The following is a 13580-nucleotide window of genomic DNA, read 5'->3' on the forward strand; positions in this document are numbered from 1 at the left end:
CTCAGGCGAAGTAGCTTTGCAGCGTATTGATGACGGTGCGTTGGTTCACTGGCGGCAAGTTATAGAAAAGCGGCAGGCGAAGCAAACGCTCACTTTCACGAGTGGTGAAGCGATCTTCCCCGTGGAACCGACCAAATTTCTCACCGGCCGGGCAAGTATGCAGCGGAATGTAGTGGAACACCGCCAGGATCTCCGCTTCTTTCAGGTAGGAAATCAGCGCGCTGCGGTCTTCAATATCGCGCAGCTTGATGTAGAACATATGGGCATTCTGCACGCAATTTTGAGGAATAGTCGGAAGTTCGATACGCCCGGCTTTTGCTAACGGCAAAAGAGCGTCGTGATAGGTTTGCCACAGCTTCAGACGCTGCTGGTTAATCTGTTCTGCCGCTTCAAGCTGCGCCCAAAGATAAGCCGCCTGCAGATCGGCCATTAGGTAGCTTGAGCCAATATCACGCCAGGTGTATTTATCCACCTGACCGCGGAAGAACTGACTGCGGTTGGTGCCTTTCTCACGAATGATTTCTGCCCGCTCGATTAAAGCAGGGTCGTTAATGAGCGTCGCGCCACCTTCCCCGCCCGCGGTGTAGTTTTTCGTCTCATGAAAACTGAAACACCCGATGTGGCCAATTGCACCCAGCGCGCGGCCTTTATAAGTCGACATCACGCCCTGAGCGGCATCTTCCACCACAAACAGGTTATGTTTTTTGGCGATGGCCATAATGGTATCCATTTCACAGGCCACTCCTGCGTAATGGACCGGCACGATAGCTCGCGTTTTTTCAGTAATTGCCGCTTCAATTTTTGTTTCGTCGATGTTCATGGTATCAGGGCGCACGTCCACAAAGACGATGACGGCCCCTCGAAGCACAAAGGCATTAGCTGTCGAAACAAAGGTGTAGCTCGGCATGATCACTTCATCGCCAGGCTTGATATCCAGCAGGATAGCGGCCATCTCCAGCGAAGCTGTACAAGACGGCGTCAGCAGCACTTTCTTGCTGCCAAAACGTTGCTCCATCCATTGCTGGCAGCGGCGAGTAAATCCCCCGTCTCCGCACAGTTTGCCGCTGCCCATAGCAGCCTGCATGTATTCAAGTTCAGTACCAACGACCGGCGGAGCGTTAAATGGGATCATTTTTTCACCTGTATAACCAGAAGGCGGTGCTTTCTATGGTGGCACCGCTTTTAATGTAGCGACGCAGCGCGGCGGTATTACTCACCTGAGTTGCCACCCGCAGGGTTTGCAAACCACGCTGACGACACCAGTCTTGCGCAGCAGCCATCAGTTCCTCGCCCAATCCTCGTCCAGCAAGCAGGCCAATTCTGGCCTCGACATCATTTAACTGCCGTAACGTCACAAAGCCCTGGGGCTCATCGCCGTTCTGCCGCAACAGGCACTGGTGATCGAACGTGCCAAGGACGGCGTTTTCAATCCATTGCGCATAGAAACGGCCGCTGTCCCCGGCCTTATACCAGGGCGTACGAAAGCGGCTTTGCGTGAATACCTGAGAAGCCGCCTGGCGAAGCGAAGGGATATCATTCGGCTGGGCGATATCGACGGGAATATTTGCATTTTGCGTGCCAACAGAAAGGGCCAAATCCACTTCACCTTCGACAAGCTGGAAGCCAAGCTGCTGCAGACCATCCAGCCAGTCGGTACGATGAGAGGGAATTTTTGCCTGGACGCGCGACCAGGTATTTAACTGATCTTCCTGCAGCGCGGGGGCTTCCTCAGAGAAGCGAACCGCGCAGCTGTTTACGTCAAAGAAACGATTTTCCCAGTCCAGAGGATTCAGGGTGCCGTGAATTGGGCTCATAGTCAGTTATCGCCAAACACCTTTGGTGTCGACAATCCACGGCTGATGCACCTTATCAGCAGGAACAGCTTTAAATTCTTTATGATCAACCAGCATCACCAGCACGTCAGCCTGTGCAAGCGCGACGTCTGCCGAAGTTAATTCACAGTGGCCGACAAGCTTCCCTGGTAACTCGTGGATATTGGGTTCCACCACCAGCGTTTTACCGCTGTGCCATTCGGCCAGTATCTCGGCAATTTCCATTGCCGGACTTTCACGTAAATCGTCGATGTTGGGTTTGAAAGCAAGACCGAAGCAGGCGATGGTTAATTCGCTGGCGCGGCGGCCTGTTTCAGCCAGGCAATCGGCTATCGCAGCTTTAACCTGATTAATGACCCAGAACGGCTTGCCGTCGTTCACTTCACGTGCGGTGCGGATAAGACGAGCCTGCTCCGGATTTTGCGAAACGATAAACCATGGATCGACCGCAATACAGTGCCCGCCAACGCCGGGCCCAGGCTGCAGTACATTCACGCGAGGATGGCGATTGGCCAGGCGGATAAGTTCCCAGACGTTAATCCCCTGATCGGCACAAATCAGCGAGAGTTCGTTAGCAAAAGCAATATTAACATCGCGGAAGCTGTTTTCCGTCAGTTTACACATTTCGGCTGTGCGAGAGTTGGTGATAATACATTCGCCTTTAAGGAAAATGTTATACAACTCGCTTGCGCGGGCAGAACATACCGGCGTCATACCGCCAACGACGCGATCGTTTTTGATAAGCTCAACCATCACCTGCCCCGGTAAAACGCGTTCCGGGCAATAGGCGATATTGATATCCGCAAGCTCCCCTACCTGTTGAGGGAAGCTCAAATCCGGACGCAGGGCAGCCAGCCATTCCGCCATTTGCTCCGTTGCGCCAACGGGAGAGGTTGATTCCAGCACGACAAGCCCCCCTTTCTTAAGTACGGGCGCAATGGATTCTGCAGCCGCTTTCACATAAACCATGTCGGGTTCATGATCGCCCTTAAAAGGGGTCGGCACAGCAATCAGATAAGCATCGGCCTCGACGGGCTGCACGGTAGCGCTCAGGTATCCGCCCTCAACGGCAGATTTCACCACTTTGTCTAAATCAGGCTCAACGATGTGAATTTCACCTCGATTAATGGTGTCCACCGCCCGCTGGTTAATGTCCACGCCGATGACTTTTCGCTTGCTGGAGGCAAACGCGGCAGCGGTAGGCAGGCCTATGTAACCAAGGCCAATAACAGAGATGGTGGCAAAACTCATGATCTCACCTGATGTTGTTTTAAGGCATTCAAAATACGGCGGCAGGCTTCTCCATCCCCGTAAGGGTTATGGGCACGGCTCATCGCCTGGTATTCTTGCTCATCGCTGAGCAGTCGAGTGACCTCTGCCACAATTCGCTCTTCATCAGTCCCCACCAGCCGCACAGTGCCGGCGGCAACAGCTTCAGGACGCTCAGTGGTTTCACGCATGACTAACACTGGCTTCCCAAGAGAGGGTGCCTCTTCCTGAATACCACCGGAATCGGTCAAAATAAGCCAGGCGCGATCCATGAGATAAACAAACGGCAGATACTCCTGAGGCTCAATCAAAACAACGTTATCAACGTGCCCCAAAATTCGTCTTACCGGCTCACTGACGTTTGGATTCATATGAACCGGATATACGATTTGCACATCGCTGTTTTGTGCGGCAATTTTTGCCAACGCGTGGCAGATACGCTCAAACCCTTCGCCGAAACTTTCCCGACGGTGTCCGGTGACCAGAATCATTTTTTTTCCGGCATCGAGGAAGGGATGTTTCGCCTCTATTTCCTGGCGTACAGATTCCTGAGTCAGGACGCGATCTCGCACTGAGAGCAAGGCATCAATAACGCTATTGCCAGTCACGAAGATTTTTTGTTCGCTGATATTTTCTTTCAGCAGGTTCTGACGCGAGTTTTCCGTCGGTGCAAAATGCCAGGAAGCAAGATGTCCAGTTAATGTACGGTTTGCTTCCTCCGGCCACGGGGAGTAAAGGTCGCCGGTACGTAACCCCGCCTCAACGTGTCCAACAGGGATCCGCTGGTAGAAGGCAGCAAGGCTTGCAGCAACGGTCGTGGTTGTATCGCCATGAACCAAAACAACGTCCGGCTTAAAGGATTCCAAAATAGGCTTCAGCCCTTCCAGAATTCGGCAGGTAATTTCCGTCAAGCCCTGCCCCGGTTTCATAATGTTTAAGTCATAGTCTGGCGTAATGGAAAAGAGGTGTAATACCTGATCCAACATCTCACGATGCTGTGCCGTTACACATACTTTCGCGTCAAAAAACGCGTCTTTTGCCAACGCATCCACCAACGGTGCCATTTTAATAGCTTCCGGGCGCGTGCCAAAAACGGTTAATACTTTCACGGTGATTCTCTTATGTTGAATAAAGTGGAGGCATTCCATCGCTCCTCCACAAGATAAAGGGCCTACGCGGTCTTTGGACGGCGAGCTAAAGCTACTCCAGCACCAACCAGTGCCCCAACCGCACCCCACATAATCAGCAGGAATGCACGACGAGGGCTGTCACGCTTAACTGGCTCTTCTGGCGTGCGTAAATAGCGATAGTTTTGGAAACGAGTATCGACGGTTGGTCCAACATTCAGCGTGTTCAGCATCGCCCGGTTTTGATCGTAATCGATATCAAAATCAGGGCCCACGGCCTGAAGGCTTTCCAGGCGTGCCTGCAACATAGGGCGGCCCAGCATGAACATTTCTGAATCCGGAAGTTCTTCTGCGGGAACATTCGTTTCGCTGCGGGTGATATTTTGCTGTTGAGCGATTTTCAACGCCTGCTCAATGCTTTTTACTTTGCGATCGTAGATAGAGTGCGCGACAGCCTCCTGCCGTTTAACCTGCGCTTTCATCTGAACGGTACGGGCCGCCCAGGCCCCGGTCAACTCTTCGTTCAGGTGGCTAGCCGCGCGCTGGCTTGCAAAAGCAACGTATTGCCGTAAAAGATTGTTGGCATCTGCAGCGGTTTCAGCCACCAGTTTGACGCTGTCGTTAATATTGCGCGCGCTGTCACCAGGGGTGTACTGGATATTGTCGACAATCTCATCCAATAGCGCGGCATCCGCTTTACTGTTACCGACCTGACGCTGCTTGTAGTAATCCGTCTGTAGCCAGAAATCCCTGCGGGTATCATACGCAGAAAGCTGCACAACGAATTCTTTATAGGCTTCGTCCATGACCGAAGGCTGATCCGCCGTCGCCATATTCGCTTTCACATCGAGGTTGCGCAGAAACTGTTGCTGAGAATAGTAGCCCCCCAGCATATTGACCGTTGGACGATCAGTGATAGCCGTTGCACTCCACTCTTGTTTCGCTAAAAAGGTGTAAATCAGCGCAATAAGGGCAAACACAAAGGCAATTCCGATAATCCAGAATTTGCCCTGCCACAGCGTACGGAACAGGCCGCGGATATCCAGCTCGTTCTCTACCACCGGGTAATTACCTGGCATATGCTCTTTCATCGCTTCCCCAATTCAAGTCAGACTAAATGTTTACGTTGTTTCTTCGAGTGCGACGTTTATGGCGCCTGATAAAACGAGCGACTTTCCAGGCTCGTTTAATACAAAAATCGTATAGCACAAATGCTAGCAAGAACAATGCCAACATCAGCCATTCTGGAACAAAGTGCACATATTCACCGGCAACGCCGATACCAGCAAGCAGCGCTGCGGCCAGGGTAATCAGCACAAAAGCCTGCCTTGAGGTAAATCCCGCCCGCATGATCAAATGATGAATATGCTGCCGATCCGCGGAGAACGGGCTCATACCTTTGCGCAACCGTCGATACATAATCGCAATCATGTCCATCAGCGGAATCGCAATAATCCATAACGCGGTGACCGGGCTGATAGGATGTGTTTTACCCTGGGTGGTTTCCAGCAGGATCCAGATAATCGTAAAACCGAGCAGCGTACTGCCGGCATCGCCCATAAAAACTTTATAGCGCCGCCCCAACAGGCCAAGGTTCAAAATGATATAAGGCAAAATGGCAACGATCATCGCGAAACACCACATCGCCAGGCTGTGCTGCCCATCCAGCAGAAGGATGATGCCCATGGCCGCAAAAGAAACCGAAGAGAGTCCCCCCAACAACCCATCAATGCCATCCACCATGTTGAAAGCGTTGATTGCCGCCCAAACCGCAAACAGCGTCAGGAAGTAACCAAAAGGCCCCAGCACCAATTCCCAGGGGCCTAAAATATAGCCGAGGCTACCTAGGTAAAGATTGCCGATGACCATCATGACAATCGCAATAATTGCCTGCACCGCAGCACGAATTTTCACGCTAATGTCGTAACGATCGTCCAGGGCACCTACCAGTACCAGCGTGCCGGCACATAACAGGTATAGCCAAAGATGCGGGATATAATAATTGCCGATCAAAAAAGTAAAGCAAACGCCGGCAAATACGGAAATACCGCCCACCAGCGGGACCGTCCCCTGATGGCGTTTACGGAAATTGGGTTTATCAACCAGGCCAACGCGGCGGGCAACTTTGCGCGCACAAAAAAGGAATGCAGTAGTGAATAAAAAAATGAGGATCAGGTCAGTTCCAGCGGTGAGTAGATTCACAGTGCAGGCTCTCGGAAAAATGGAAGACCAGACGCAACAACATATTTAAATCTCCCTGCAAGACAGGTATTAGTCACAAATTCCTCCCTGAAGCTGCAGCAAATAATACAGGCAAACAAAATAATCAAAGATGATGACGCAGTATCCACTGCCATCATAAAGCTGGCTATAGGAATTAGCCGCGTACATATCGTATAGAGCAGAAACGAAAAACGCCACGACTAAGCGTGGCGTTCCCCGAGTTTTTGTTGCTTACGAGCGCTTCATCATGTCGAAGAAGTCATCGTTTGTTTTGGTCATCGCCAGCTTATTGATGAGGAATTCCATGGCATCAATTTCACCCATTGGATGAATGATTTTGCGGAGAATCCACATTTTCTGCAGCTCTTCCTGCGTGGTAAGCAGCTCTTCTTTACGCGTACCGGAACGGTTGTAATCGATGGCCGGGAAGACGCGTTTTTCAGCGATCTTACGGGACAGATGCAGTTCCATGTTACCGGTGCCTTTAAACTCTTCGTAGATGACTTCATCCATTTTAGAGCCGGTATCGATAAGCGCGGTGGCGATAATAGTCAGGCTACCGCCCTCTTCCACATTACGTGCAGCACCGAAGAAGCGTTTTGGACGATGCAGGGCGTTCGCATCCACACCACCTGTCAGGACTTTGCCCGATGCCGGAACAACGGTGTTGTAGGCACGAGCCAGACGCGTGATGGAATCGAGCAAAATGATAACGTCTTTCTTATGTTCAACCAGACGTTTCGCCTTCTCGATAACCATTTCGGCAACCTGAACGTGGCGAGAAGCCGGCTCATCAAAGGTAGAAGCAACAACTTCACCTTTAACCAGACGCTGCATCTCGGTGACTTCTTCTGGACGTTCGTCGATCAGCAGCACCATCAGTACACAGTCTGGGTGGTTATAGGCAATGCTCTGCGCGATGTTCTGCAGCAGCATGGTTTTACCGGCTTTTGGCGGTGCCACGATCAGACCACGCTGGCCACGACCAATTGGCGAAGCCAGATCCAGTACACGTGCGGTTAAGTCTTCGGTAGAACCGTTACCACGCTCCATACGCAGACGAGAGTTTGCATGCAGAGGCGTTAAGTTTTCGAACAGAATCTTGCTACGGGCGTTTTCCGGCTTATCGTAGTTAACTTCGTTAACCTTCAGCAGCGCAAAGTAGCGTTCGCCTTCTTTTGGCGGACGAATCTTACCGGAGATGGTATCCCCTGTGCGGAGGTTGAAACGGCGGATTTGGCTGGGAGAAACGTAGATGTCGTCGGGACCGGCGAGGTAGGAGCTGTCTGCGGAACGGAGGAAACCAAATCCATCCTGCAGTATCTCCAGCACACCGTCACCAAAGATATCTTCGCCACTCTTAGCGTGTTGCTTCAGGATGGAGAAAATGATGTCCTGCTTGCGCATGCGGGCTTGGTTTTCCAGCCCCATATTTTCGCCGAGAGTAATCAGCTCAGAAACCGGCGTATTCTTTAATTCGGTAAGATTCATAATGGTGGGTTCTTAAACTCGGGGTAAATCTCGAACTTAGTTTCGTGAATGGTATGGCAGGGTCATCCATGCCTGTTTAATGGCTACCACACATGTCTGATCGCTGCCTGGTCATAGGAAAAACGCAGAACTGAAACGACGAGACGGAATGGGTGATAAGCCCGAATTCGGTTATGCGTCCGTTGTGATTGCTGTAAAAGAGAGTTGATTTGACAGCGAACGGGAAGCATTAAGGTAATACAAAGATTCAAACTTAAGGGCAAGTTTAAAGCGAAGTCATAGGTAACTTAGCATGTGTGACGCCGGGCGTCCAGCAGCTCGCAAAAAAATGCAAGTGCGGCACGCGCCGGCTGAGATTCCATTATGCCAGATTGGCGTCGAGGAACTCTTTTAACTGGCCTTTAGACAGTGCACCCACTTTGGTCGCAGCGACTTCGCCATTTTTGAACAGCAACAGGGTTGGGATACCGCGGATGCCGTACTTCGGTGCCGTGCCCGGGTTCTGGTCGATGTTCAGCTTAGCTACGGTGATTTTGCCCTGATATTCATCAGCGATCTCGTCGAGAATCGGGGCGATCATTTTGCATGGACCACACCACTCTGCCCAGAAATCAACCAGAATCAACCCTTCAGCTTGAAGCACGTCCGTGTCGAAACTGCCGTCAGTCAGGTGAATAATTTTATCGCTCATGTTCAACTCCACAGGATTATGTCTACCTTGTTGGTGTAGCATTAACCAACTTGGGGTGACTTTATTTCACCCGGTTTATTTCAACGGATGTGCTTTCGTAAAGCAATAGTAAACTGATATTCTACCACACTATGAGCAAAACACATTTGACCGAAAAGAAGTTTTCCGACTTCGCCCTGCACCCTAAGGTGATTGAAGCCCTTGAAAATAAAGGGTTCCATAACTGCACCCCAATTCAGGCACTGGCACTTCCGCTGACTCTGGCGAATCGTGACGTTGCAGGGCAGGCGCAAACCGGTACAGGCAAAACGATGGCGTTTCTGACGTCCACGTTCCACTATTTACTTTCTCACCCGGTTCCAGAGAACCGTCAGGTGAATCAACCGCGCGCCTTGATTATGGCGCCAACCCGCGAGTTAGCGGTACAGATTCACTCTGATGCGGAACCGTTAGCTCAGGCGACTGGCCTGAAGCTTGGCCTTGCCTATGGCGGCGACGGCTATGACAAACAGCTGAAAGTGCTGGAAAGCGGCGTCGATATTTTGATCGGCACCACCGGCCGACTGATTGACTACGCTAAACAAAATCACATTAACCTGGGCGCGATTCAGGTTGTCGTCCTGGATGAAGCGGATCGCATGTACGATCTCGGCTTTATTAAAGATATTCGTTGGCTGTTCCGCCGCATGCCGCCGGTCACCCAGCGCCTGAATATGCTGTTCTCAGCCACACTTTCCTACCGCGTACGTGAACTGGCTTTCGAGCAGATGAACAACGCGGAATATGTGGAAGTTGAGCCCGAACAGAGAACCGGCCACCGCATTAAAGAAGAGCTTTTCTATCCTTCTAACGAAGAGAAAATGCGTCTGCTGCAAACGCTACTCGAAGAAGAATGGCCGGACCGTGCCATCATCTTCGCTAACACTAAACATCGCTGTGAAGATATCTGGGGCCATCTGGCTGCCGATGGTCACCGAGTTGGTTTGCTAACCGGCGATGTCGCGCAGAAGAAACGCCTGCGTATTCTGGAAGAGTTTACTCGTGGCGATCTGGATATTCTGGTCGCAACAGACGTGGCAGCTCGCGGTCTGCACATCCCAGCTGTGACGCACGTATTTAACTACGATCTGCCGGACGACTGTGAAGATTACGTTCACCGCATCGGCCGTACCGGTCGTGCCGGGGCAAGCGGTCATTCCATCAGCCTGGCATGTGAAGACTACGCGCTGAACCTGTCGGCGATTGAAACCTATATTGGCCACGCCATTCCGGTAAGCAAATATAACGCTGAAGCACTGTTAAATGAGTTCCCACCGCCAAAACGTCTGACCCGTAGCCGCCCTGGCAACGGTCCACGCCGCGGTGGCGCTCCTCGTGGTAATCGTCGTCGCGCAGGTTAATAATCTATGCTAAGTACCGCCTCACTCTATGCAGCAATTGATCTGGGTTCTAACAGTTTTCATATGTTGGTTGTGCGTGAGGTGGCAGGAAGCATACAAACCCTGACCCGCATTAAGCGAAAAGTTCGCCTCGCTGCTGGCCTCAACAGCGAGTGCGTTCTCTCCCCGGAGGCCATGGAGCGTGGCTGGCAATGCCTGCGCTTATTTGCCGAACGACTCCAGGATATCCCTCAGAATCAAATTCGCGTCGTGGCTACGGCCACGCTGCGTCTCGCCGTTAATGCCGATGTTTTTTTGCAAAAGGCGCAGGAAATCCTGGGTTGCCCGGTGCAGGTTATTCGCGGTGAAGAAGAAGCCCGCCTGATTTATCAGGGCGTTGCCCACACTACAGGCGGCGACGATCGCCGCCTGGTCGTTGACATCGGTGGTGCAAGTACCGAGCTGGTAACGGGCACCGGGGCGCAAACAACCTCGTTATTCAGCCTCTCAATGGGCTGTGTCACATGGCTGGAGCGTTTCTTTAGCGACAGAAACCTCGCTCAGGAAAACTTCGCCGCGGCAGAAACGGCGGCTGCAGAAGTGCTCAGCCCGGTCATTGCCGAGCTTAAAAGCCACGGCTGGAAGATTTGTGTTGGCGCGTCTGGAACCGTGCAGGCGCTGCAAGAAATCATGATGGCGCAGGGGATGGATGAACGCATTACCCTGGCAAAACTTCAACAGCTAAAACAGCGAGCGATTCAGTGCGGCCGGCTGGAAGAGTTGGAAATTGAAGGCCTTACGCTTGAGCGCGCGCTGGTTTTCCCAAGCGGCCTGGCCATTCTCATCGCCATCTTCCAACAGCTTGATATTGAATGCATGACGCTTGCAGGCGGCGCGCTGCGTGAAGGTTTGGTCTATGGAATGCTGCATCTTGCGGTGGACCAGGAGATTCGCCAGAGAACGCTACGTAACGTTCAGCGCCGTTTTATGGTAGATACCAGCCAGGCGGCTCGGGTGGAGCAGCTTGCGCAGAATTTTGCTTCACAAATCGCAGAACCGTGGGGGCTGGATCCCCTCAGTCAGCAGATGCTGGCGAGCAGCGCCCTGTTGCATGAAATTGGCTTAAGCATCGATTTTAAACATGCCCCGCAGCATGCGGCCTATCTGGTGAGAAATCTGGATTTGCCGGGCTACACGCCCGCGCAGAAAAAATTGCTGGCAACGCTGCTGCTTAACCAGACCAATCCCGTCGATCTCTCTTCGCTCCACCAGCAAAACGCAGTCCCGCCGCGCGTGGCGGAAAGACTCTGCCGTCTTTTACGTCTGGCGATTATTTTCGCAAACCGCCGCAGAGACGATATCCTGCCCGAGATTAAACTGCAGGCCGACGGCGAAACCCTGCATCTGGCATTGCCCGACACCTGGCTTGCCTGCCACCCTCTCGGTGCCGAACTGCTGGAACAGGAAAAACTCTGGCAGAGCTACGTTCACTGGCCGCTCAGCGTCAATTAATCTAGCTTTTACGCGCTTTGGCCAGCATCTCGCGGATGTTGGCCACATTACTCTGCCCTTTTTGCATCCGCTCTTCGGCAGAAACCACTTTCCGCTCAGTTTCCCAGCTTAAATCGTCCTGTGGCAGCTCCATCAGGAACCGGCTTGGTTCAGGCCGTATCAGCTCGCCATACTGCCGGCGCTCCCGGCAAAGCGTAAACGTCAGCTCTTTTTGCGCCCGGGTGATCCCCACGTAAGCCAGACGACGCTCTTCATCCACGTTATCTTCGTCGATGCTGCTTTGGTGCGGCAAAATCCCTTCTTCCATGCCCACAAGGTAGACGTAGGGAAATTCCAGCCCCTTAGAAGCATGTAGAGTCATCAACTGAACCTGATCGGCCTCTTCTTCGCTTTCACCACGCTCCATCATGTCACGCAGGGTAAAACGCGTCACCACCTGGATTAACGTCATCGGCTCATTCAGGTCGTTGCCTTCAAGCATCTCGGTCATCCAGCTGAAAAGCTGGTTAACGTTTTTCATCCGCATTTCGGCAGCTTTTGGGCTGGGCGAGGTTTCGTACAGCCAGCTTTCGTAGTCGATGCCGTGGATCAGGTCTCGCACGGCGGCCACCGGTTCGCGCTCGGCAAGCGTTGCCACGTCCCGCAGCCAGTGGGTAAAACGCTGCAACGCATCAAGGCCGCGCCCGCTGAGCGTCTGGCTTAACCCCATATCGAAGCTGGCAGTAAACAGGCCTTTATTGCGCTGCATCGCCCACTCGCCAAGCTTTTGCAGCGTTGCCGGGCCAATTTCGCGCTTGGGTGTATTTACAATACGCAGAAATGCGCTGTCATCATCCGGGTTCGTCAACACGCGCAAATAGGCGAGCAGATCTTTAATTTCCGGACGAGAGAAAAATGAAGTACCGCCGGAGATACGATACGGGATGCGGTTTTGCATCAGCATCTTTTCGAACACCCGCGACTGGTGGTTGCCGCGGTACAGAATCGCGTAATCTTTATAGTTGGTTTTATTAATAAAGTGGTGGGCGATAAGCTCGCCGGTGACGCGTTCGGCCTCATGCTCTTCATGATTAGCCGTCACGACTTTCAATTCTGCGCCGTGTTCAAGTTCAGAGAAAAGCCGCTTCTCAAAAACGTGCGGATTGTTGGCGATCAGAATATTGGCCGCATTCAAAATCCGGCGGGATGAGCGGTAGTTCTGCTCAAGCTTGATGACTTGCAGCGCCGGAAAATCTTTGCTCAGCAGAACCAGGTTTTGCGGATTTGCCCCTCGCCAGGAATAGATAGACTGGTCATCGTCGCCTACAACGGTAAAGCGCGCCCGCGCGCCAACCAACAGTTTCACCAGCTCGTACTGGCTGGTGTTGGTATCCTGATATTCATCTACCAGCAGATAGCGAATACGGTTTTGCCAGCGCTCCCGGACTTCTGCATTGCGCTGCAGCAGCAGCGTTGGCAGCAAAATCAGATCGTCAAAATCCAGCACGTTGCAGGACTTCAGGTGCGTATCGTAAAGGCCGTAGCAATGGGCAAAAATACGATCCCTTTCGCCCTTCGCCTGCGCGGCGGCCTGCGCCGGAGACAACAACCCGTTCTTCCAGTTGGAGATGGTTGAAATCAGCTGTTGAAGCAGCACCTTATCGTTTTCTAACAGGCCTTCAGTTAGCTCTTTTAGCAGCGCGGTCTGATCGGTATCGTCAAACAGCGAGAAGTTAGATTTCATACCAAGCGCCGCGTACTCGCGCTTGATAATCTCCAGCCCCAGCGTGTGGAAAGTCGAGATCATCAACCCCCGTGCCTCTTTGCGCCCCAGCGTCTGCGAAACGCGCTCTTTCATTTCGCGGGCAGCCTTATTGGTAAAGGTCACCGCCGCGATTTGGCGCGCCTGATAGCCACTTTCGCGAATCAGATGCGCAATTTTATTGGTGATAACGCGCGTTTTACCCGAGCCCGCCCCGGCCAAAACCAGGCAGGGTCCGGTGACAAATTCGACGGCTTGTTGTTGGCCAGGGTTTAAACGCATACGATCACTCAATGAAAGTCAGGAGGGGACAAA

At 52.4% G+C, this 13580-nt stretch carries 11 protein-coding genes; 2 read left to right on the plus strand and 9 right to left on the minus strand.

Annotation, left to right across the window (positions count from 1 at the left end; genetic code table 11):
• Nucleotide 1: 1 nt before the first annotated feature.
• The 8 genes from rffA to trxA all read right to left on the minus strand — a co-directional run bounded on the left by rffA (nt 2) and on the right by trxA (nt 8633).
• Nucleotides 2–1132, minus strand: a complete 1131-nt coding sequence (gene rffA, locus ACREYP_RS21525; protein WP_008455546.1) for a dTDP-4-amino-4,6-dideoxygalactose transaminase — start codon at nt 1130–1132, stop codon at nt 2–4.
• Nucleotides 1133–1136: 4 nt separating this feature from the next.
• Complete coding sequence (rffC, locus tag ACREYP_RS21530; protein ID WP_498881043.1) at nt 1137–1814, minus strand: dTDP-4-amino-4,6-dideoxy-D-galactose acyltransferase; 678 nt, start codon at nt 1812–1814, stop codon at nt 1137–1139.
• Nucleotides 1815–1820: 6 nt separating this feature from the next.
• Nucleotides 1821–3083: a UDP-N-acetyl-D-mannosamine dehydrogenase gene (gene wecC / locus ACREYP_RS21535; protein ID WP_008455550.1), complete on the minus strand. Its 1263-nt coding sequence runs from the start codon at nt 3081–3083 to the stop codon at nt 1821–1823.
• Complete coding sequence (wecB, locus tag ACREYP_RS21540; protein WP_166879562.1) at nt 3080–4210, minus strand: non-hydrolyzing UDP-N-acetylglucosamine 2-epimerase; 1131 nt, start codon at nt 4208–4210, stop codon at nt 3080–3082. The genes wecC and wecB overlap by 4 nt, the downstream gene beginning before the upstream one ends.
• 62 nt (nt 4211–4272) lie before the next feature.
• Nucleotides 4273–5319, minus strand: coding sequence for an ECA polysaccharide chain length modulation protein (gene wzzE, locus ACREYP_RS21545; protein WP_008455554.1), 1047 nt, complete (start codon nt 5317–5319; stop codon nt 4273–4275).
• A 22-nt stretch (nt 5320–5341) separates the two neighbouring features.
• Complete coding sequence (gene wecA / locus ACREYP_RS21550; RefSeq protein WP_008455556.1) at nt 5342–6430, minus strand: UDP-N-acetylglucosamine--undecaprenyl-phosphate N-acetylglucosaminephosphotransferase; 1089 nt, start codon at nt 6428–6430, stop codon at nt 5342–5344.
• A gap of 252 nt (nt 6431–6682) precedes the next feature.
• Nucleotides 6683–7942, minus strand: coding sequence for a transcription termination factor Rho (rho, locus tag ACREYP_RS21555; RefSeq protein WP_008455558.1), 1260 nt, complete (start codon nt 7940–7942; stop codon nt 6683–6685).
• A gap of 361 nt (nt 7943–8303) precedes the next feature.
• Entirely contained in the window at nt 8304–8633 is a 330-nt protein-coding gene (gene trxA, locus ACREYP_RS21560) for a thioredoxin TrxA (protein WP_008455560.1), read from the minus strand.
• A 131-nt stretch (nt 8634–8764) separates the two neighbouring features.
• Here trxA and rhlB point away from each other — a divergent pair, with 131 nt between their 5' ends.
• Nucleotides 8765–10033 (plus strand): ATP-dependent RNA helicase RhlB, encoded by a 1269-nt coding sequence (gene rhlB, locus ACREYP_RS21565; RefSeq protein WP_008455563.1) that lies wholly within the window; start codon nt 8765–8767, stop codon nt 10031–10033.
• Nucleotides 10034–10039: 6 nt separating this feature from the next.
• On the plus strand, nt 10040–11524 hold the full coding sequence (gppA, locus tag ACREYP_RS21570) for a guanosine-5'-triphosphate,3'-diphosphate diphosphatase (protein ID WP_166995845.1): 1485 nt from the start codon (nt 10040–10042) through the stop codon (nt 11522–11524).
• A gap of 1 nt (nt 11525) precedes the next feature.
• Here gppA and rep read toward each other — a convergent pair whose 3' ends face one another.
• On the minus strand, nt 11526–13547 hold the full coding sequence (gene rep / locus ACREYP_RS21575) for a DNA helicase Rep (protein ID WP_008455567.1): 2022 nt from the start codon (nt 13545–13547) through the stop codon (nt 11526–11528).
• Between the last annotated feature and the right edge of the window lie 33 nt (nt 13548–13580).

The sequence above is a fragment of the Enterobacter sp. TMH.L2 genome (assembly GCF_050847315.1).
In the GTDB taxonomy this organism is placed as follows: Bacteria; Pseudomonadota; Gammaproteobacteria; order Enterobacterales; family Enterobacteriaceae; genus Cedecea.